The following is a 21,981-nucleotide window of genomic DNA, read 5'->3' on the forward strand; positions in this document are numbered from 1 at the left end:
AATTTACCTTTGCGTTACAAAAATAACTACTATTTTTGTACCCAAATTTCCTCGATGAAATATTTATTCATACTAATGTTCATTTTCGGCATATCGATCAATGCACAGCAGGTAAACAAAACAGACTCCAACAAAATCTCCGCAGACACCATCAAGGTGGATTCCGGAGAGCAAGATTCTTTGGAGATCTACAAACCGACTATTAATGATTATTTGGTAAAAACCAGATTCTCTCAAAAGAAAATCTACGACACAAGCTTTGCCATCGATAGATCGTATATCGTCACACAATATAACAAACAGGATAATTTCGGAAAAATCCAATCCGCAAATGTGGGTGGCGGTTTTCAGAACTTAGTCTATCAGAAAAATGCGGAGCAGAATCTAAATCTCCTCCCAGAAAATAAATCCTTCTACCTAAAAGGAGAGAATGACATCAATTACTACGATGTCAAAACCCCAACCACCACATTTTTCTACAACAACGCTATGAGGAATGGAGGACAGTTGCAGACAACTTATACACAGAATGTCGGCAAAAATTTCAACTTCGCAATAGAATATATGGGCCTTAGGTCACAAGGGTTGTACAGGAACAGCTTAGCATCTAGCAACAACACACTTTTTAGCGGCCACTACGTTTCGCAAAACGGAAAATATGAAGCCTATGCGCACTACATTCACCAAAATATAAACAATCAAGAAAATGGTGGAATTGTCGATCTAGATGTCTTCCTTAGTGGTGATTCTAGATTTAATAATAGACAGAATATACAAACTAATCTAGACGGAGCAGAATCCCGATATTCCTACAGAAGATATTATTTCAGTCAGGAGTTTTCGCCTTTCGATCCTACAAAATATCCGTTCAAACTCAGACACACGATTTTTCATCAGGGGAACAAATATTACTTTTCGGAAACAGCAGCCAATACCAATTTCTTTGATTCCGATAATATTACAAATTTCCCACTTTCCAACAAGAAGTTTTCCAACAATCTCAGCAACACCTTTAGTTTGGTCTGGGACAATGAGAAATTCAAACTGGATGCAGGTTTCCGCCATCAATATTTGACATTTGGAAACAAAAATGCATTCCCGATTCTCAACATTCCGGGCTATTTCAAAGAGCAAAGGATTGGCGCAGTCGGCAATTTGCAAATCAAATTGTTGGACAAAATTCAACTCAAATCTTTCCTCGAGATTTCCAAAGGTTCGCAATTCGGAGATTATATCAAAACGACCAATCTATTGGTTTTCGAGCCCATCAAAGATTATTTGGTGGAAGGACGACTCAATTTCCAATCAGCTTATCCAAGTTTTAATTATCTCGTCAACTCTTCGCATTACATCGATTATAATTACAACTTACAAAGCCCAAACAATGAGATTGTAACCCAAATTGGAGGAACTGTCAGACTGGCGAAGTTGTTTGACACCCAGTTTTTTGTAGATTTTTATAAGATCGACAATTACACTTACTTCAACAGTAGTTCTTTGCCACAGCAGAGTGGATCCTCACTCAACATTTCTCAAATCGGTGGCGAAAGTACTTTAAAATATGGCAAATTCAATCTGAACGGAAAAGTGTTGTTCCAAAAAGCTTTGAACAACGAAAACCTTTTGCCAATGCCGGATTTCATTGGAAGAATCAATTTGTTTTATCAAACCAAAGCATTCAAAAAAGCCGCAGATATCCAAGCTGGAGTCAAAGTTTATTACTTCACCAAGTTTGCTTCTAGAGAATTTTCACCAATTCTCAACGAATATATTTTGCCAAGCGCAACAGCATATTCTATTGGTGGGCAACCGATTGCGGACGTTTACATCAATATGAGAGTCAAGCGGATGTATTTCTATGTAGAGGGACAACATATCAATCAAACCTTTATGCAAAACAAATCCTTCACGTCGCCCAACTATCCATTGTACGATTTCAGGCTCAATTTGGGGATTGTTTGGTATCTTTTCCATTAATATAATTATGGCAGCTATTTCCGCCTTCCACTCCCGCTTTTTTTGTTATTGCGAACGGCGTGAAGCAACCAATAGAACTTTTCCAAAATCGCAATAACAAAAAAGAGCTCCGTTCAAGTCGGGCTGCGGGATTCTGCAAAAAACGAAGATTTGTATACAATTTAACACATTGCTTTCTTTGATGAGTTTTACGTCTTTGCGAGCCTTAAAAACAGTCAGAAATTAAAAAAAACTTAGCGAGCTTTGCGTTAAAATTTTTAAGAAAAAAAATCAACCAAATGACCATTGATTTCGAAAATATAACCAGCATTCCAAAACTCATCAAAGATTTTTTAGGAAAAAAACTGGACGGATTTCAGAACAAAGTTTTTGATTTGGAAAACTTCAAAAATCAAATCACCGAAAAACAAAATTCATTTTCCGATGAGAAAAGAGCGGCTCTTTACGACACTATTTTCTCACAAAATCAAGAATCTCAATTGTCCCCAAAACAGTTGGAATTTCTTTTCTCGCTGAAGGAAAGTAAAACATTTACGATTACAACAGGACACCAGCTCAACCTTTTTACAGGGCCGGTTTTCTTTGTTTATAAAATTTTGCAGACGATAAAAACAGCAGAATTCCTAAAATCAAATTTCCCAGATCTCAACTTCGTTCCCATATTTTGGATGGCAACAGAAGACCACGATTTCGAAGAGATTGACCATTTCAAAACGCGCGAACATTATTACGAAATCAAAGGAAATTCCGGAGGCGATGTCGGAAATATTAAAATCGAAGACCAATATTTCATTCAGGAATTTGAAAAAGAATTCAAAGACAATCTCTACGGAACCGAGTTGATTCTTTGGATCAAGAATGCTTACAAAAAAGGAAATTCCCATACGCAAGCGATTCGATATTTAGTGAATCAACTGTTTGCAGATTACGGATTATTGACAATCGATGGAAATTCAAAAGAATTGAAATCTCAGGTCAAAGATATTTTCAAAAAAGAAATATTATCAAACCAACTTTTCGAAACTACAAAAACGCAAAGAGAATTTCTTGAAAAAGAATATCACAAAGTTCAGGTCAATCCGAGAGAAATCAATTTATTCTATCTTTCTGAAACCAGAAACCGAATCGAGAAAATCAATGACGAATATCAAATTCTCGACACAGATTTAAAATTTTCTGAAGAAGAAATCTTAAACGAATTAGAAAATCATCCTGAAAATTTCAGTCCAAATGCGGTTCTTCGTCCAGCTTATCAGGAATCGGTTTTGCCAAATTTGGCTTACGTTGGCGGAAATGCAGAGATTATGTATTGGATCGAGTTGAAAGATTACTTTGAATCCATCAATCTTCCTTTCCCGATTTTGGTTCCAAGAAACTCAATGTTGTTCCTCGAAGAAAAAACATTCAAAAAAATTGAAAACTCAGGATTGCAAATCGAAAACTTCTTCGAAAACTTCGCCGAAGTTTTGAATCAAAAAATTCTTGAGAACAACGACATCAAATTACTTCTCACGGAAAAAGAACTTCAGTTAATCGCTTCATTTTCAGAACTTAAAAACAAAGCTTCCGAAACCGAAAAAACGTTCTACAATCTTGTAGAAGCAGAAGAAACCCGACAATTGAAATCTTTCAAAAGAATGCAAAAACGCCTTCTGAAAGCAGAAAAAATAAAACAATCAGAACGTTTTGACCAGATGCAAAGTTTATTCTTGAAAGTTCATCCCGGCGGAAATTGGCAAGAAAGAGTTTTCAATTTCAGTGTGTTCTACGCAGATTTTGGCAAACAATGGATTGACGAAAGCTACCAAAAAATGAATGTTGAAAAATCCGAATTAATAATTTCGCCCATTTAATCTGAGGTAGATTTAAAAAAATCAGATTCTAAATTTTGTATATTTGTTAGACCAAATCATTTTGTTATGACAACGATAACGATCAATAAGCGCACAAAAGCAGGCAAATTACTTTTCGAAATGGCAAAACTTCTCTCTGAGAAAGAAAAAGTGTTTTCATTAATGAAGAAGAAAAACCTCGTTACAACAAGGAAACCGAAAAGGCTATGAAAGATGCTCGTGCAGGGAAAACAACGTCTGTAAGTTTGGAAGATTTCAGAAATCAATTGTATTCTTGATGTATCGTTTAGAACAAACCAATCAATTCAGAAAAGATGTCAAGCTCGCAAAAAAGCGGGGCTTGAATATGAAAATACTTGATGAAGTTGTTACGTTTTTAGTAACGGAACAAACTTCCTCCAAAATACAAAGCACACAAACTTTCCGGAAATTACGAAGGCTATTGGGAATGCCATTTAAAACCTGACTGGCTTTTGGTTTGGGATCAGGAAGAGGAAATCAGATTAATCACATTAGTCAGAACCGGAACACATTCTGATTTGTTCTGAAATAAAATTTCGCCCATTTAATCTGAAAGCATTATTTTTGTATCATTATAAAAAAAGGATGGTTAAAAAGATTTTCATTTTATCAGCACTTATCGGCTTCTTGGGACTTTCTGCACAGAAAACGCACACTGTAGCTCCAAAAGAAACACCTTACGGGATTTCCAAACAATATGGTATCACGATTGATGAATTGTATCAATTGAATCCTTCCAAAAAAGAAGGAGGTCTTAAAATTGGTGATGTGATTACGGTTTCCAAATCCGGAAGCCAACCGAAAACCTCGACTCCAAAAGCGACGCCTGTAAGTGCGGTAACTAACAATGGAAAAACGGGTTTCATCACTTTGCAACCAAAGCAAACCATCTACGGCATTACAAAACAATATAAAATCTCTGAAGCAGATCTTAGAAAACTAAACCCAGATTTGGATTCTCACACCAAAATTGGTGATAAGATCATTTTGCCTTTAGAGAATATTGAGAAATACGCTGGTTCTACGCCAACAGCAGTTGTTCAAACTACAACAACTACTACTACGACAGAAAAACCTGCCGAAGTAAAAACAGTAACTAAAACTGAAACCGCTTCTCCGGACAAAGGTTTGTACGTGGTTCAGGCGAAAGATAATTATTATAAAATCTCAAGACAATTCAACTTGACACAGAAGCAATTGTTTGCTTTGAATCCAGGTTTGGAATCCGCAGGCTTGAAACCTGGCGAAGCGATTAGAGTTTCTGGTTCAGATTCTGTGGCAAGTTCTTCCAATTCTATCAAGGTTGAAGATAATTCCCAAAGTACGACAACATCGGCTCCAGTGACGAAAACAGTGAGTTCTCAAAACACAGCTTCCAATGTGACCTACACCGCAACATCGACTTTCACGGAAGACGATTTTGTGACATACACCGTTCAAAGTGGCGACACGATGTTCAGCATTATGAACAGATTCAACGTGACTTTGGATCAATTGATTTCATTAAATCCAAATCTTTCCGATGGTTTGAAAGCTGGAATGACTTTGAAAATCAAGAAGCAAGATCCAATGTATTCCAAAAAAAGTGGCGATGTTTTGAGCGTTGTTTTGATGTTACCTTTCGGTTTTGATGCCAACGATGCGAAGTACAGAACGCTGTCAATGGATTTTTTGACAGGCGCTAAACTGGCGGCTGAAAGAAATGCAAAGACGGGACAAAAACTGGACATCAAAGTGGTAGATGCAGGAAACGAAACGACTTTCAAAAACAGCCTTTCGCAAATCAATCCGGACAATACGGATTTGATTGTTGGTCCTTTTTTCAAATCGAGTGTTTTGGAAGTTCTTAAATTTGTGAATGACAAAAAGATTCCTGTGGTTGCGCCTTTTGCCAACTCAGAAGACCTTTTTGATTACAGTAATTTAATCATCATCGAAACTGAAAATTCTGTTTATTCAGACAGAATTGTGAAAGAAGTTTCACAGGTTTATAAAGACCAAAAAATTTACATCGTTGCAGATAATTCCAAAGCCAATGCCAACGCAATCAAAGCTGGTTTGGAAAAATCTTTGTCAAAAGCAAATGTGATTATCGTCAATTCATCCAATGAGATTCAGTTAGAAAACAATATGATGACGGGACAATCCGTTCCTGTGATTGCTGTTTTGGCTGATGATGATGAAACTGCAGGAAGTGCTTTTGCATCAAAAGTTATTGCTCTTGGAAAACAAACCGAGGGCGTAAAAGCATTCAGTATGTTCTACAATCCAAGTTTTGAGAAAAATGTGGATGATCTTTCAAAAGCAAGTTTGGTTTATCTGATGGACAGAAAAATCAATTACGACGGCGATTTCGAAAAAGAAATTCTTGCAGATTACAAAGCAAAATATTGCAAATCACCATCCAAATATGCCGTAATCGGGTTTGATGTGATGAACGATATGCTGACGAGAGAAAACAAAAAAGGCGAGATCTTCAAACAAATCGGAAAATCTCAAACGCAACTCGCTACAAAATTCGAATTCGTAAAAGCAAAACCAAACGGCGCATACATCAACAACGGTTACAGAGTTGTAAGATTAATGCAGTAAATAATAGTTGATAAGCGATGAATGATAAGTGATTCAGAATTCGTAATTTCAAGATTAAAATAAAATTTAAAACATTGATGATATAATCATTTATCAATCATCAATTATCATTTATAAAATATATGAAAGCACTTGTATTTCCTGGTCAGGGTTCACAATATGTAGGAATGGGAAAAGAATTGTACGATTCCCGAAGAGATGTGAAAGACTTGATGGATTCTGCCAATGAGATTCTCGGTTTCGACCTTGTTTCAATAATGTTCAATGGGACAGACGAAGACCTTAAAAAAACCAGCGTTACCCAACCTGCGATTTTCCTACACTCTGTTGCAGCTGTAAAAGTTGCCAATGGATTGGGCGCAGAAATGGTTGCTGGACATTCTTTGGGAGAATTTTCCGCTTTGGTAGCAAACGGCGTTTTGTCTTTTGAAGACGGACTGAAGTTGGTTTACGAAAGAGCTCAGGCAATGCAAATGGCTTGCGACATCAATCCAAGTTCTATGGCGGCAATTCTCGGTTTGGAAGATTCCAAAGTGGAGGAGATCTGTGCGACAATCGAAGGAATCGTAGTTCCTGCGAATTACAACTGTCCTGGGCAATTGGTAATTTCTGGCGAAACCACTTCTGTGGAAAAAGCTTGTGAAGCGTTGAAAGCAGCTGGTGCAAAAAGAGCGTTGTTATTGCCTGTGAACGGTGCATTCCATTCTCCTTTGATGATGCCTGCGCAAGAAAGATTGGCTTCTGCTATCGAGAAAACTAATTTCCGTAAAGCTACAATTCCGGTTTATCAAAACATCACGACAACTGCAATTTCCGATCCGGAAGAAATTAAGAAAAACCTGATTGCGCAATTGACAGGTCCTGTAAAATGGACGCAAAGTGTACAAAATATGATAAAAGATGGCGCAAGTAACTTTGTAGAAGTTGGTCCTGGTAAGACACTTCAAGGTTTGATTAAGAAAATCGATTCAGAAGTTTTCGTAGCCTCTGCGATTTAAAATAAGAATTTTTGGGCAGCTTTTCCGCGCTCCGTTCCCGCTATTTTGCCAAGCTAAAGCCACGCAAAAAATGAGCTCCACTCAGCTCGGGCTGCAGATTCAACGTTTAAAGACGTTATCAAAATTAAATAGAAAGATATGAACAGAATATTTTCCCCCGGAAAGCTAATGCTGACCTCAGAATATGTTGCTGTTGATGGCGCTCTTGTTCTGGCTGTTCCCACAAAGCTAGGACAAGAGCTTTTTTTTACCGAAAGTGATGACCAAAAATCATTGATTCATTGGCAGGCTTATCATCAAAACCAATTATGGTTGGATGCAAAGATTGATTATAAAAATTGGGAAATCCTGGAAACCAATAATCAAAAAGCCACAGAGTTTATTCTTAAAGTTCTCAAAAACGTTCAGAATCTTTCTGAAAACAAATCCAAAAGTGATGTTTCGTATCACTTAGAAACAAATCTTCAATTTCCATCCGACTTCGGGCTTGGAAGCAGTTCTACTTTGATGAGCAACTTGGCAGAATGGGCCGAGATTGATCCATTTATTTTGAACGAAGTAAGTCTTGGCGGAAGCGGTTACGATGTTGCTGTTGCCAAAGAAAAGTCTGCAGTTCTCTACAGTCGATTTCCCGAGAGGACTTATCATAGAATTAATTTCAATCCAAATTTTAAAGACGAGCTGATTTTTATCCATCTCAATCAAAAACAAGATACGCGGGAAGGAATTTCTCATTACAAGTCAAAGCCGACTTCAACGGAATTAATCAATGACTATTCTAAATTAACCGAAAAGATTGTAAAAAGTCAGAATTTGGAAGAATTTTCGCAATTGATGACCATTCACGAGCAAAAACTGTCGGATTTTCTTGGAATCCCAACCGTGAAAGAAAAATATTTCCAAAATTGTCCCAGCTTTGTCAAAAGTTTGGGAGCTTGGGGTGGAGATTTCGTTCTTGCGTCCAAATTTGGAGATTATGAAAGCTATTTTAAAAAGCAGGGATTTTCTAAAATTTTCTCTTGGAGTGAGTTAATTAATTGATTATTAATTAATTGTAAATTTTTATTAAACTGATGAAAGTCATTTTATAAAAACTTTGATAATTGGCTGATATTTTTACATTTGTCGCAACACCTTTAATCTTCAAAAAAAATTAAAAATGGACAAGTTAAAATCTTATCTCGAGCGTCAAGGTATTTTTGACGTCAAAGAAATCATTCACAATCCCACTTACGAAGAAATTTTCCAAGCAGAGATGGATCCAAGCAATTCTGGTTTTGCAAAAGGAATTTTGACAAAATCTGGTGCTGTAGCTGTAAAAACCGGGATTTTTACCGGCAGATCTCCAAAAGACAGATACATCGTGAATGACAGCATCACGAAGGATACGATCTGGTGGGACGGAACCATCAACAGACCAACTTCTGTAGAAATTTTTGATGAGTTAAAAGATATCGTGACCAAAGATCTTTCAAACGAAAAGCTTTATGTTGTTGATACCTATTGCGGTTCCAACGAAGACACAAGATTGAAAGTAAGATTCGTGACCAAAGTGGCTTGGCAAGCGCATTTTGTGATGAATATGTTCATCCGTCCTTCTCATTATGACCTTCAAAATTATGGCGAGCCGGACTTTGTAGTCATCAATTCTTCCGAATCTGTAAATCCAAATTGGGAACAACAGGGACTTAATTCTGAGGTTTTCGTAATGTTTGATTTGACGAAAAAAATGCAGATCATTGGCGGAACTTGGTACGGCGGAGAAATGAAAAAAGGAATGTTTGCGATAATGAATTATTACCTTCCGCTGAAAGGAATGGCATCAATGCATTGTTCCGCAAACGTAGGTGAAAAGGGCGATGTAGCTGTTTTCTTCGGGCTTTCCGGAACTGGAAAAACGACACTTTCTGCAGATCCAAAAAGATATTTGATTGGGGACGATGAGCACGGTTGGGACAATAATGGCGTTTTCAATTACGAAGGTGGTTGCTATGCAAAGGTGATTGACCTTAGCAAAGAAAAAGAACCGGACATCTATGGTGCAATTAAAAGAGATGCGCTTTTGGAAAATGTAATGACGGATGACGAAGGAAATGTAGATTATGCTGACGGTTCGATTACGGAAAACACAAGAGTTTCCTATCCAATTTATCATATCAGCAAAATAGTGTTGCCATCCAAAGCTGGTCACGCAAGCAAAATCATTTATTTGTCAGCAGATGCATTTGGAGTTTTGCCTCCGGTTTCTATCTTGACAGAAAGCCAAGCGCAATATCATTTCCTTTGCGGATATACATCAAAATTAGCAGGAACAGAACGTGGAATCACAGAACCAACGCCATCTTTTTCTCCAGCATTTGGTGAGGCATTTTTGACGCTTCATCCAACGATGTATTCCAAAACGTTGATTGGAAAAATGAAGGAACACAACGCAAAAGCTTATTTGGTAAACACAGGCTGGAACGGAACTGGCAAAAGAATTTCTTTGAAAGATACAAGAGCAATCATCGATGCAATCATTGATGGAAGCATTGATAAAGCTGAGACAGATCACGTTCCAATTATGAATCTGGAATTCCCAACTTCTCTTCCAAATGTTTCCGAACACATTTTGGATCCAAGAGATACTTATGAAAATAATTCTGATTGGGAGAAAAAAGCGAAAGATTTGGCCAAAAAATACATCAAATATTTTGAGCAGTTTGCCGATAACGACGAAGCTCGTGAATTGATTTCTTCTGGTCCGGTTTTATCAGAAGTTCATCAAAATTAAATTTAAAATAATGTTAAATATCAAACGCTTCCAATTCGGAAGCGTTTTTTTATTCTAATAGTTTACCAGCTTGATAAAGAATCTGTTTGTTATTTTTCTCAACGGTCAACGATATTTCCGGTGCGTCTTTTTCGCCGATGATTCCTCTGTAAATCTCATAATTATATTCTCCTTTTTTGAAAATGATGGTGTGATTTCCGCCACTTCCTTCCATTCGGATTGTGCCATTAGTTAAAATCAAATCGGGTTTTGAATTTTCGGATTTACCGATTTTCCAAGAGGCGTATCTGTATTTTTCATTGGCTAATTCATCAATTCTGATCAGATAACTTTTTGTCTGGATTTTGTAAGTTGGCGATTTGAAAGTTTTTAAGGACGAATGCAATTTACTTTTATCATTACTGATCAGATTCTTTTTCTGAGTCAATTCAAAATGACTTTGATAGTTGAGTGCTTTTATTTTTCCGTCAGATTCTATCCAAAGATTGCCGTTGTTAAGCATAATTCCGTGCCATCCAACTTCACTCCATTGATCGATTTTTGAGTTTGAAATCTCATCAACAATTGTTTTATCAAAAATCTGGTTGAATCTTTTCTTTAAATCTGCTTCATTTTTGACTGGTGGAATTGGATATTCTCGATTCAGAGGATAAGTAATCACCTTCGAAATGCCATCGATGTTTTTAGTTTTAAATAAATTGATCAACTTTTGAATGTTCTCAATTTCAGTTTTATCCAAATCATTTTGAGCAAACGAGAGATTGAAAATTAATAATAAGAGAATCAGAATTTTATACTTCATCGGTTTTAATTTTATTTTAAAAATGAATTGTGTGCTTTTTCAAAACCAATCGTCGTAGATTCTCCGTGTCCGCTGAAAACCTTTGTTGATTCTGGAAGCGTGAGTAATTTTGTTTTGATGCTGGTGATCAATTGGTCGTAATCGCCTTTGTAGAGGTCTGTTCTGCCTATGCTCATCATAAAAAGTGCATCACCGGAAATCACAAATTCATTCTCCTTATTATAAAAAGCTATACTTCCCGGCGAATGTCCCGGAACATCTAAAATTTGAAAAACATCTGAACCTAATTTAATCTCGTCGCCTTCTTTTATCAATTGTTTTTCGCCACTGAAAGCTGGGAAAAAGAAACCATATTTTTTTGCTGTAAACGGCGCTTGCTCGAGAATTTCGATTTCATTAGAATGAAGCAAAACCGGAACTTTGAATTCGTCATGAGCCCATTGCAAGCCTATGATATGATCGATGTGAGCATGCGTTAGAAGAATGTTTTGAATCTTCAAATCTTTGGATTTTATAAATTCACCTAAAACTTTAGTTTCAGCATCGGGCATATTTCCTGGGTCTATAAGAAAAGCCTCCTTTTCATCGTTATAAATAAGATAAGTGTTTTGCGAAAATGGATTGAAAGTGAAAGATTCTACGTGTAACATTTTTTTAATTTAATTGTAAAAATATAAAACATTAACTTAGCGATATGAATCTAATTAGACTATTTTTTCTTTTTTTAAGCACAATTTCTCTCGCTCAGGAAATCAGAAGTGTACAGGTTTTTAATCCTAAGACTAATGACGAAACGCCGATTATTGCACAAGGCGAGCAGTTGATTTTAAGATTTGATGATCTTTCAAATACCAGTCAACTCTACCGATATACCTACAAACATTATAACAGAAATTGGGAAGATGATGGACTTTTCTTCACAGAATATGCGGACGGAAGTATGAATGCGCTAATCGATCAGTTTCAATATTCCTTCAATACGTATCAAAAATACACGCATTACGACTTGGTTTTCCCAAACGAAAAAATTCGTCCAAAGATTTCTGGGAATTACGAAATCATCGTTTACAAAGATTCTCAGGACAAACCATTGTTCAAGAAAAGATTTTCGATCTATGAAAATAATGCTAATCTTGGAATTAATGTTACCCGATTGATTGATGCCAAAAATCCAAACGCCAAGCAAAGATTGGAAATCCAAGCGACGGGAAATGGCGCAGGAATTACAAATAATATTTCATCGTTGTCATTAAGTGTGATTCAAAATAACAATTGGGGAATTTCTTTGACTAATATTCGACCGAGTTCTACGATGGGAAATCAGCTTTTGTTTCAGCAATTAGGTTTGGCTTTTCCGGGGAATAATGAATTCTATTATTACGATAATAAAATTATGAACCAAGCGATGGATATGGTCGCAAACACAGAAAACATCGATGGAAAAAATTATACTTATCTGCATCCAGTTTGGGCTTTCCCAGGCGATTATCAATATCAGCCTGATGTAAACGGTGCGTTTTATTTCAGAAGAAATGACCTTGGAATTGAGAGAGATGCGAATAGAGAAGGTGATTATTCTTGGGTTTATTTTGCTTTAGACAGTCAAAAATCTGACAAAGAATTCTATGTCTTAGGAATGTTCAATGATTACAAAGCCGACAAGCTAAGCCAAATGCAATATGACGAAAAAGCACAGAAATACATTGCGAAAATCTATCTGAAACAAGGTTTCTACAGTTATATTCTTGCAACCAAAGGCTCAGATGGAAAACTGAATTACGGCGAAATCAATGGGAATTTTTGGCAAACGGAAAATCTCTATCAAGCCTTTTTATATTACACACCGTTCGGTAGAAACTTCGATGGGTTGATGGGTTATGGAGAATTTAGAACTCCTGTGAGGTAATTTTGTGTTAATTTAATAATATTATAATGCTGTTTGGAATATTTTTGGATATAACATAGAAAAGTACAAACTATTATGGATCTTAGCTTTGAAAATAACAAATCCGGAAACGGCGGTTACATCACTCTGAAGAACAGCGCAGAAGATGTCGGGAGACTGACTTACACGATTGTTCCAGAACTTAAAAAATTAATTGTTAGTTATGTGATGGTTTTCCCAAAATTCGAAGGACAAGGTCTTGGAAAAAAATTGGTTGAAAAATCCGTCGACTTTGCCAGAAAAAATGGCTGGAAAATAAAGGCACATTGTTCTTACGCACATTCTGTTTTGAAAAGAAAACCAGATGTGGAAGACGTTTTTATGAATTAATTAATGGTAAATATTATACTTTACTATAAAGTTACGGCTCGCATTTGCGAGCCGAACTTTTTTATAACTTAATCTAAGAATTATCTATTCATAGACATCAAGAACTCTTCGTTGTTTCTTGTTCCTTGGATTTGTTTTTGTACAAATTCCATTGCTTCCAGCGGATTCATATCAGAAAGGTACTTTCTCATAATCCACATTCTTTGCATCGTCGCCTCGTCCAAGAGAAGATCATCTCTTCTTGTACTGGATGAAACAAGATCTATAGCAGGATAGATTCTCTTATTAGCAATTTTTCTGTCCAATTGCAATTCCATATTTCCAGTTCCTTTGAACTCTTCGAAGATCACCTCGTCCATTTTGGAGCCTGTATCGATCAAAGCTGTTGCAATGATTGTAAGAGATCCGCCACCTTCGATTTTTCTTGCTGCACCAAAGAAACGTTTTGGTTTGTGAAGCGCGTTGGCATCCACACCACCAGAAAGTATTTTTCCTGAAGCTGGTGTTACTGTATTATAAGCTCTCGCCAATCTTGTGATCGAGTCAAGAAGAATGACAACATCGTGTCCGCATTCAACCATTCTTTGCGCTTTTGAGAGAACAAGATTCGCCACTTTTACGTGCTTATCTGCAGCTTCATCAAAAGTAGATGCAATCACTTCTGCATTCACACTTCTTTGCATATCAGTTACTTCCTCAGGACGTTCGTCGATTAGAAGAACCATCATATAGGCTTCAGGATGATTGGCTGAGATTGCGTTAGCAATATCCTTAAGTAAAATTGTTTTACCAGTTTTTGGTTGTGCAACAATCATTGCTCTCTGTCCTTTTCCAATTGGTGCGAACAAATCAACAATTCTTGTAGAAAGTGTGGAACCTTTTCCTGCCAAATTGAATTTCTCCTGAGGGAAAAGTGGTGTCAAATATTCGAAAGCAACTCTGTCTTTAATGAAAGCCAGATCGCGTCCGTTAACTTCTGTCGGTTTCAAAAGAGAGAAATATTTCTCGCCTTCTTTTGGCAATCTTACGAATCCCTTTACAGTGTCTCCCGTTTTCAAACCATAATTTCTGATTTGATTGGTAGAAACGTAAACGTCGTCTGGAGAAGAGATATAACTGAAATCTGAAGAACGAAGGAATCCGTAATTGTCTGGAAGTATTTCCAAAACACCTTCTATTGTAATCAATCCATCAAAGTTGAATTCCTTCTTTGGAGCTTGCTCAGGTTGGTTTTCGGATGGTTCTTTTTGATTGTTGTGTTGGGGAGAATTGGGATTTTGTGTTTTTTGCTGACCTCTGTTGTTATTGTTGTTGGTCTTTTGCTGTTGCTGACGGTTGTTTTGCTGTTGAGGCTGTCTTTGTTGAGGTTGTTTTGTTTCCTCTGGTTTTTCGTCAGTAGTTGGAGCGGTTTCTGTTGGCTGAGTTGGTTCTGCTGGTTTAGCTTCTGCCACAACTTCTTGATTTTCGTTGGCAACAACTCTTGCTCTTGGTTGCTTTTTTCTTGGTGGATTTGGTTTTTTAACCTCTTCCGATGCAACCGGCGTTTCTACCGCTACAGGAGCCTCTTCTTTTGCGACTTCTGCAGTTGGAATTGCCGTTTCTTCTTTCGGTTTCTCTGCAGGTTTCCTTCCTCTTTTTTTGGCAGGAACAGCTTTCTGCTCAGAATTGTCTTCTGTGTTTTTATTCATATTTTCCTGATTGGCGTTTAGATAATCTTTAATGATTTTTGGATTCGAAGCCTGATAATCCAGAATGGCGAAAACCGTGTCTTCCGGAGAGCTTTTCTTTGCCAAATTGACGCCTAAATCTTTAGAAAGTTTGGTCAATTCCTCATCGGATTTGGACCTTAGCGTTTCAATATTAAACATATAATGCGTAAAAAAGTAAATTATTTTTGTAAAAGTAAGAATGAAAATCAGGCGATTATCATTTTTAATAGGTGATTACAATGCAAATCTACATTAATTTTTGAATTACGCAAAAATTATTTTATTTTTGCAGACAATTTGTTCCCATTCAAAACGGAATTTATCAAAAAAAGAATGTTACAAAGAATACAAACAATCTGGATATTTTTAGCTGTATTAGGCGCTTTGTTCCTAAACCTGACAGCGCAGGATTTTGATATATTAGGCGGAAATCTTCTGATCAATATTTCTACGGTTCTATTAATATTATTAGGATTGCTAAGTATCTTTAGTTTCAAAAACCGCAAAAGACAGATATTGCTGAATAACATCAGTATTTTCATAAACGCTTTGTTGCTTGGTTTTTTGATTTATTGGCTACTAAAATTACCCGGAGGAATCTCGTTTCCTGAGAAGGGTATTGAGCCGGTTTTCTCAGTAATTGCGATTGTATGTTTGCTTTTGGCAAATGTGTACATCAAGAAAGATGAGAGGCTCGTAAAATCTGTAGACAGACTTCGATAAACTTGACGACGATTTTTTTGAGTAAGAACAGCTTCCTTTTTGGAGGCTGTTTTTTTGTTTTATTAATGGTAACAAAACCAAAGAATCAATTACTTATTATATAACTAAATAATAAAAACCACAAAAGTCACAAAAGCCATAACGTTTCTAAGTTTATCAAAAGTTCAAAAAAGAGAAGTGTTCGAAAAGTCTGCTTTTTTGCTCTTTGAAAGATTTTCCTTTTCTATCTTTTCTTTTGTGACTTTTGTGGTTGAGGGATTTTAGTTATTTTTAAAAATCTATAAATTAATCATTATGAAAAAACTAAACCTGTTTCTTTTTGTCAATCTTTCAATCTTTTCTTTTGCTCAGGAAATCTCCAAGGAAAGAGTTGTAAATGTTGTTTCCACTTTAGCTTCGGATGAGATGAAAGGCAGAAAATTTGGAACACCGGAAAATGACAAATCTGCAGAATACATCGCCAGCGAATTCAAAAAAAATAATTTGGGATATTGTGTCGGCGATTCTTATTTGATTCCGTTTGAATATAAAGGACAAAAAGGATTCAATGTTTGCGGAATTAAGAAAGGAAAATCTGAAAAAAGTTTGGCATATTCGGCTCATTTTGACCACATTGGAACGAATAATAAATCTGGCGATAATATCTACAATGGCGCAGATGACGATGCAAGTGGCGTTGCGACAGTGATTGGTTTGGCAGATTATTTCAAAGAAAAAAAGACAGATTACTCAATGGTTTTTATGGCATTCAATGCAGAGGAAATTGGATTGATCGGTTCAAAAGCTTTGACTGATAATGAAAAATTGAAACCAGTTTTCAATAATATCTCAGCACTTTTCAATTTCGAAATGTTGGCAACGGAATCTCAATTCGGAAAAAATGCTGTATTTATGACTGGCGATGAATTTTCTGATTTTGATGAATTAATCAATGCCAATGCAGTCAACGGATTGAAAGTTCATTCCGACCCATACCAAGGTCAGCAATTGTTTTACCGTTCGGACAATGTGAATTTCGTTAAAAAGAAAATCATCGCGCACTCAATCTCAACGGTTGATATGAACAAAGCGACGCATTATCACGCTGTGAATGATGATATTAATATTGTAGATGCAGAGAATTTGACCAATATCATCAACAATTTCGCAAAAACAATTGAGAAGCTGAACACCAAAAACTTCGCTCCAAAATACAACGATAAAGTAAATTTCGATTTCTAACGTCTTGATAAACTAAGCTATTTATTTTCCGTAATTTTGCATTTCAATTTTTCTCAATGAATTTATACCGTCGTATTCTAAAATTTGCCAAACCTCACCAAAAATATATCTACGGCAGTTTATTTTTTAATATTCTGTATTCTTTATTTCAAATCGCTTCGTTAGGAACCATTTTGCCAGTTTTGGGAATGCTGTTCGGAAGTGTGAAGATGGACGCCAATTTGAAAGAACCAATTTACGACGGTGACATTACCAATTATTTCGGATACATTAAGGAATATTCCTATTACTTCATTCAAAATCAGGTCAATGAGAGAGGCGCTTTGTCCGTTTTGGCTTGGCTTTGTGTGATTACGGCGTTTACATTTTTACTGCGGAATATTTTCCGATATTTAGGCTCTTATCTTTTGATTTTTTACAGAGTTGGCGTTACCAAAGACTTGAGAAGTGCGATGTATAGCAAGGTTTTGGCTTTGCCAGTTTCGTTTTTCACAGAGCAGAGAAAAGGCGATATGATGTCCCGAATGTCTAATGATGTTGGCGAAGTTGAGAATAATATCTTGGGAAGTTTGGTGGATCTCATCAATTCTCCATTTATGTTGATAAGCACTTTAGTAACCTTGTTTTACCTAAGTCCGGAATTGACCTTGTTCAGTTTAATCGTTCTGCCTGTGATGGGAACTTTGATTTCCTTGATTGGAAGAAGCCTGAAAAAAGACTCTCACGAAGCGCAACACGAGCTGGGAAATATCTTCTCAATAGTAGATGAAACTTTGAAATCTGCAAAAATTATCAAGATTTTCAATGCAGAAAAATTATTGAATAATCGTTTTGCTGGATCGATGACAAAATGGATCAACAATTCCATCAGCCTTGGTCGAAAAAAAGAACTGGCATCGCCAACCAGCGAGTTCCTGGGCGCTGTTACTTTTCTAATAATCACTTGGTATGGAGGGAAAGAAATCATCGTGAATCAAAGCATTCGTCCGGAAGATTTTTTGGTGTTTTTAGGAATATTTTTCCAAATTTTACCACCAATTAAAAGTTTATCCAATTCAATTTCCAATGTTCAAAAAGGTGAAGCTTCTTTGATAAGAGTGATGGAAATCCTAGACGCAGACGTACGTGTGGACGAAATTGCAAATCCAATTCCAGTCAAAAATTTAAAATCTGGAATTACTTTCAAAGACGTTGGATTCTATTATAATGAAGACCGAGCCATCATCAAAAACTTTGAACTTAATATCGAAAAAGGGAAAACCGTCGCTTTGGTAGGACAATCCGGAAGTGGAAAAACTACTATTGCCAATCTCCTAACGCGTTTCTACGACGTGACCGAAGGAAGCATAGAAATTGACGGCGAAAATATCAAAAACCTGAATCTCAAAGATTATCGTTCGCTTTTGGGAATGGTGACACAGGAATCCGTGCTTTTCAATGATTCTATTTACAACAATATTGCGATGGGAAAAGAGAATGCGACGAGAGAAGAAATCATCGAAGCTGCGAAAATTGCCAACGCTCACAACTTTATAGAAAGCCTTCCCGAAGGTTACGACACCAATATAGGTGACGATGGAAACAAACTTTCTGGCGGACAAAAACAACGTGTTTCCATCGCAAGAGCTGTTCTGAAAAATCCACCGATTATGATTTTGGACGAAGCAACTTCTGCTTTGGACACAGAATCCGAAAGATACGTTCAGGACGCTTTGGAAAAAATGATGGAGAACAGAACATCATTGATTATTGCGCACAGATTGTCTACTATCCAAAAAGCTGATCACATTGTCGTGATGGAAAAAGGCGACATCATAGAGCAAGGGTCCCACCACGAATTGATGCAGAAAAACGGAACGTACAGAAAGTTGGTCGAGTTGCAGAATTTTGATTAATGATAACCGATGAACCCCATTCAGGAATATTTTTTTCGGATTGATGAGCCTGCGAGAAGCACTCTTTTATTCATTAGAAAAAAGATTTTGGAATCCGACGAATTGATTACTGAAACCCTCAGTTTTGGACTTCCTTTTTTGAAATACAAAAAGAAAATGCTCTGCTATTTCTATTACAGCAAACAGCATCAAAAGCATTATCTCAGTTTCTATCACGGCGACAGAGTAGATTATCCAGAGCTTCTATCCGAAGGCAGGAAAAAATTCAAAATCCTACTTTTGGATATGGATGAGGATTTACCAATGGAATTGATTTTCAATATTTTGGAAGAAGTAAAAACTTATATCAAATAATTCTAGAATCAAATTATGTTTTCATTATTCAGAAAAAGTAAACCGTTCGAAATAGAAAACTTTGCACTAAAGTTATCATTGGAATGGGGTAAGAATTTTGGAAAAGATATATCTGAAAGGCTAATTAAAAAGTTTCCAGAACTTAATATTCCACAAATGGAAAGCTATACAAATTTGTGTAAAAGTGTTCAAGATGATTGCTGGAATTTAGTGGATTATAAAGGTGATTCAATTACTGTCGATGAATTAGAAAAACGGTTAAAAGACAATGTTTTTCATAAATATCAATGGATAAATAAAGATAATCAGCGCAAATTATATTCTCAATTTTGTTATTATTTTTGGAAAGATGGCTTGCTTAAATAAGAATTTGATTACCCAACTTCCAATCCATTTTTCACAGGCAAGCTTGATGTCAAAAGCGTCACCTCACTTTTGTTTTCGCCGTAAACGCCCATTACCAAACATTCGCTGAAGAAATTGGCGATTTGTTTTTTCGGGAAATTGACGACTGCCATAATTTGTTTTCCAATTAATTCTTCTTGTTTGTACAAAGCTGTGATTTGCGCCGCAGATCTTCGGATTCCCAAATCTCCAAAATCGATTTCCAATTGGTAAGATGGATTTCTGGCTTTTTCAAAATCTGTTGCGGAAATTATCGTTCCGACTCTAATGTCTACTTTCTCAAAATCTTGCCAGGTTATTTCGGGTTTTGTCATTTTATTTTTCTTTGTTAATTAAATCTTCCAAGAGTTTCTCAACTTCTTTTTTTTGTTCTGAATATTTCAATTGAAGTTCGCTTCCTTCGCCCATTCTTGAATAATAGATCAAGGCTTTTTCGCCAAAGAATTTGATGTAATAATCAGAAAGCGTCGGGATTTGAGGAAAATTGGTATGGAAAAGCATTTCGTAGTAAGCTTGCCATTCGCGTTCGTTCTTATCGATAATCATCATTCTCGGCGATTTCTGGCGGACGTGCAACATCTCGTGAGCGAGCATATTCAGAACTAAGGTCAAGTCAAAATCGAAGATGTTTCTTGGGATCATCACGTGTTGTAATTCTCCGAGTTCTCCGTTCGCTGTTAAGAGAATTGAGTTCTTTTCTAATTCATCGCGGAAACCAAATCCTGCAAAATTATCGTCGTCCAAATCGAATTGGTGAATGAGGAATTTCGCACCGTCTAGGATTTCGCCGGTTTCTTTGTAAGCATTGAGATTGAATTGTAATTTTTCGTAGTTCATTTGTGTTGATGTAAATTCGATTCTTGTTCAAATTTACAATTTAAAGACAAATGTTCAAAAAAAGTTGAATCCGCGACCCGGCTTGAGCGGAAATCCTTTTTTGCGTGTACGAAAGTTCTATTTAAACTGAAACCGTCTGCAAAAAAGATTGGGAGCGGAAGACGGAAATTGTCGCCCAAAAATAAAAAACCCCAGAAAATTCCGGGATTTAGATTGCTTATGTTGAAGTTTTAGAATTCCATATTTACCTCCAGCTTTTCTGCAAGAAGTTTGGAAACTTTTACTTTTAATGACTCAATATCAATGTTTTGCATTGCATCGTTGGCGAAAGCGTAAAGCAACAATGCTCTGGCTTCTTTCTTGGAAATTCCTCTCGCTCTCAAGTAGAACATTGCATCTTCGTTCAGCTGTCCAACGGTACAACCGTGCGAACATTTGACATCATCTGCGAAGATTTCCAACTGAGGTTTTGTGTCGATGCTTGCGCCTTCGTCCAGAAGAATGTTGTTGTTTTGCTGATAAGCATTGGTTTTCTGAGCAATCTTGTTCACAAAAACTTTCCCGTTGAAAACACCGTGAGATTTGTCTTTGTAGATCCCTTTGTAATTCTGGTAAGATTCGCAATTTGGCGTGTTGTGATGAACCGCCGTGTGGTGATCGACTAATTGGTCTTTCCCGATGATCGTGATCCCGTTCATAAATGAGTTGATATTCTCGCCGTTGTGAATGAAATCCAGATTGTTACGAACCAGTTTTCCTCCGAAAGTGAACGTGTTCACCGTCGTCAAACTATCTCTTTCCTGTTTTGCAAAGGTGTGATCAACGAGGTAAGAAGTGTCATTATCATTCTGCAATTTGTGCCAATCGGTTTTTGCATTTTGGTAAGTAAAAATCTCTGTTACAGAATTGGTTAGTACGAAAGATTCGTCCAAGTTGTGGTGACTTTCTATGATTTCTACTTTTGCACCTTCTTCTACAATCAAGAGATTTCTTGTGTTGTAGAATGTGTTTTCTTCTTGATTTTGAGAAAGATAAAAAACGTGGATTGGTTTTTCAATCACTACATTTTTTGGGACTCTCAAGAAAAATCCGAAGTTGCAGTAAGCAGAATTCAAATTGGTAAAAGCCAAATCTTTGTTGGTGATCGTGTTGAAATATTTGTCGAAAGCTTCTTTATGAGCAGAATCGTTCAGCGCATAACTGAATGAAAGAAACTCTGCATTACCAATCGAAATCTTAGAAAATTCTTTGTGAAGTTTTCCGTTGATAAAAACGATTCGGTCAAAGTTTTCTTCACCCAAATGAAGCGCATCCAATTGCTCTTTCGAGATGTGGTGCTCTTCTGTTGGGAAAAAGTTGTATTCTTTTTCCGTGATTTCTTTCAGATTGGTGTATTTGTATTCTTCGTCTTTTTTGGTCGGAAAACCTTTCAAAGCGAATGTTTGAAGTGCGGTTTTTCTGCCCTCGTCCAAAAATCTGTGACGAAGTGTTCCCAAAAAATCTGAATGTTGATCTATTGTCTGTTCAAATAAAGCCATTGTAATGG

At 36.5% G+C, this 21,981-nt stretch carries 20 protein-coding genes and 1 pseudogene; 15 read left to right on the top strand and 6 right to left on the bottom strand.

The genetic code is table 11. From position 1 onward, the window contains the following. Nucleotides 1-54: 54 nt before the first annotated feature. The 8 genes and pseudogenes from B0I22_RS11225 to pckA all read left to right on the top strand — a co-directional run bounded on the left by B0I22_RS11225 (nt 55) and on the right by pckA (nt 10,214). Nucleotides 55-1,977, top strand: coding sequence for a putative porin (locus B0I22_RS11225; RefSeq protein ID WP_133944862.1), 1,923 nt, complete (start codon nt 55-57; stop codon nt 1,975-1,977). Between the two features lie 278 nt (nt 1,978-2,255). Continuing rightward, entirely contained in the window at nt 2,256-3,830 is a 1,575-nt protein-coding gene (gene bshC, locus B0I22_RS11230) for a bacillithiol biosynthesis cysteine-adding enzyme BshC (RefSeq protein WP_133944863.1), read from the top strand. Nucleotides 3,831-3,896: 66 nt separating this feature from the next. After that, nucleotides 3,897-4,040, top strand: a complete 144-nt coding sequence (locus B0I22_RS16150; RefSeq protein ID WP_166668222.1) for a hypothetical protein — start codon at nt 3,897-3,899, stop codon at nt 4,038-4,040. Between the two features lie 236 nt (nt 4,041-4,276). Beyond that, nucleotides 4,277-4,378, top strand: a pseudogene (locus B0I22_RS16345) (type II toxin-antitoxin system mRNA interferase toxin, RelE/StbE family); the annotation flags it as partial. A gap of 58 nt (nt 4,379-4,436) precedes the next feature. After that, on the top strand, nt 4,437-6,443 hold the full coding sequence (locus tag B0I22_RS11240) for a LysM peptidoglycan-binding domain-containing protein (RefSeq protein ID WP_133944865.1): 2,007 nt from the start codon (nt 4,437-4,439) through the stop codon (nt 6,441-6,443). Nucleotides 6,444-6,565: 122 nt separating this feature from the next. Beyond that, nucleotides 6,566-7,441 (top strand): ACP S-malonyltransferase, encoded by an 876-nt coding sequence (fabD, locus tag B0I22_RS11245; RefSeq protein ID WP_133944866.1) that lies wholly within the window; start codon nt 6,566-6,568, stop codon nt 7,439-7,441. 138 nt (nt 7,442-7,579) lie between these two features. Continuing rightward, nucleotides 7,580-8,482, top strand: coding sequence for a GYDIA family GHMP kinase (locus tag B0I22_RS11250; RefSeq protein WP_133944867.1), 903 nt, complete (start codon nt 7,580-7,582; stop codon nt 8,480-8,482). Between the two features lie 118 nt (nt 8,483-8,600). Then, entirely contained in the window at nt 8,601-10,214 is a 1,614-nt protein-coding gene (gene pckA, locus B0I22_RS11255; protein WP_133944868.1) for a phosphoenolpyruvate carboxykinase (ATP), read from the top strand. Nucleotides 10,215-10,263: 49 nt separating this feature from the next. Here pckA and B0I22_RS11260 read toward each other — a convergent pair whose 3' ends face one another. Both B0I22_RS11260 and B0I22_RS11265 read right to left on the bottom strand, forming a co-directional pair. Beyond that, the gene (locus tag B0I22_RS11260) at nt 10,264-11,016 is read right to left on the bottom strand and encodes a hypothetical protein (RefSeq protein WP_246022202.1); all 753 of its coding nucleotides are present in this window, start codon (nt 11,014-11,016) and stop codon (nt 10,264-10,266) included. A gap of 11 nt (nt 11,017-11,027) precedes the next feature. Continuing rightward, nucleotides 11,028-11,666 carry an MBL fold metallo-hydrolase gene (locus tag B0I22_RS11265; protein ID WP_133944869.1) on the bottom strand — a complete coding sequence of 213 codons (639 nt, stop codon included), beginning with the start codon at nt 11,664-11,666 and terminating at the stop codon, nt 11,028-11,030. Nucleotides 11,667-11,710: 44 nt separating this feature from the next. On the opposite strand from B0I22_RS11265, the gene B0I22_RS11270 reads away from it, so the two are divergent. Together B0I22_RS11270 and B0I22_RS11275 are read left to right on the top strand one after the other, a co-directional pair. Next, on the top strand, nt 11,711-12,922 hold the full coding sequence (locus B0I22_RS11270) for a type IX secretion system plug protein (protein ID WP_133944871.1): 1,212 nt from the start codon (nt 11,711-11,713) through the stop codon (nt 12,920-12,922). Nucleotides 12,923-12,997: 75 nt separating this feature from the next. Then, complete coding sequence (locus tag B0I22_RS11275; protein WP_034963287.1) at nt 12,998-13,291, top strand: GNAT family N-acetyltransferase; 294 nt, start codon at nt 12,998-13,000, stop codon at nt 13,289-13,291. 80 nt (nt 13,292-13,371) lie between these two features. On the opposite strand, the gene rho is transcribed toward B0I22_RS11275, so the two are convergent. Next, entirely contained in the window at nt 13,372-15,159 is a 1,788-nt protein-coding gene (rho, locus tag B0I22_RS11280; protein WP_133944873.1) for a transcription termination factor Rho, read from the bottom strand. Nucleotides 15,160-15,333: 174 nt separating this feature from the next. Between rho and B0I22_RS11285 the strand changes: the two genes are divergently transcribed. The 5 genes from B0I22_RS11285 to B0I22_RS11305 all read left to right on the top strand — a co-directional run bounded on the left by B0I22_RS11285 (nt 15,334) and on the right by B0I22_RS11305 (nt 19,559). After that, entirely contained in the window at nt 15,334-15,723 is a 390-nt protein-coding gene (locus B0I22_RS11285) for a DUF4293 family protein (protein WP_133944874.1), read from the top strand. Nucleotides 15,724-16,017: 294 nt separating this feature from the next. Continuing rightward, a complete protein-coding gene (locus B0I22_RS11290; protein WP_133944876.1) occupies nt 16,018-16,944 on the top strand; it encodes a M28 family peptidase in 927 nt (308 codons plus the stop codon). Between the two features lie 56 nt (nt 16,945-17,000). Then, on the top strand, nt 17,001-18,839 hold the full coding sequence (locus B0I22_RS11295; RefSeq protein WP_133944878.1) for an ABC transporter ATP-binding protein: 1,839 nt from the start codon (nt 17,001-17,003) through the stop codon (nt 18,837-18,839). 9 nt (nt 18,840-18,848) lie between these two features. Further along, a complete protein-coding gene (locus B0I22_RS11300) occupies nt 18,849-19,193 on the top strand; it encodes a DUF1801 domain-containing protein (protein ID WP_133944880.1) in 345 nt (114 codons plus the stop codon). A 15-nt stretch (nt 19,194-19,208) separates the two neighbouring features. Continuing rightward, nucleotides 19,209-19,559 (top strand): hypothetical protein, encoded by a 351-nt coding sequence (locus B0I22_RS11305; RefSeq protein WP_133944882.1) that lies wholly within the window; start codon nt 19,209-19,211, stop codon nt 19,557-19,559. Between the two features lie 8 nt (nt 19,560-19,567). Here B0I22_RS11305 and B0I22_RS11310 read toward each other — a convergent pair whose 3' ends face one another. The 3 genes from B0I22_RS11310 to sufD all read right to left on the bottom strand — a co-directional run bounded on the left by B0I22_RS11310 (nt 19,568) and on the right by sufD (nt 21,973). Then, nucleotides 19,568-19,912, bottom strand: a complete 345-nt coding sequence (locus tag B0I22_RS11310; protein ID WP_133944884.1) for a tRNA-binding protein — start codon at nt 19,910-19,912, stop codon at nt 19,568-19,570. A gap of 1 nt (nt 19,913) precedes the next feature. Beyond that, nucleotides 19,914-20,435: a hypothetical protein gene (locus tag B0I22_RS11315; RefSeq protein ID WP_133944886.1), complete on the bottom strand. Its 522-nt coding sequence runs from the start codon at nt 20,433-20,435 to the stop codon at nt 19,914-19,916. A gap of 230 nt (nt 20,436-20,665) precedes the next feature. Continuing rightward, nucleotides 20,666-21,973, bottom strand: coding sequence for a Fe-S cluster assembly protein SufD (sufD, locus tag B0I22_RS11320; RefSeq protein WP_133944888.1), 1,308 nt, complete (start codon nt 21,971-21,973; stop codon nt 20,666-20,668). Between the last annotated feature and the right edge of the window lie 8 nt (nt 21,974-21,981).

The sequence above is a fragment of the Epilithonimonas xixisoli genome, assembly GCF_004365655.1.
Lineage (GTDB): Bacteria > Bacteroidota > Bacteroidia > Flavobacteriales > Weeksellaceae > Epilithonimonas > Epilithonimonas xixisoli.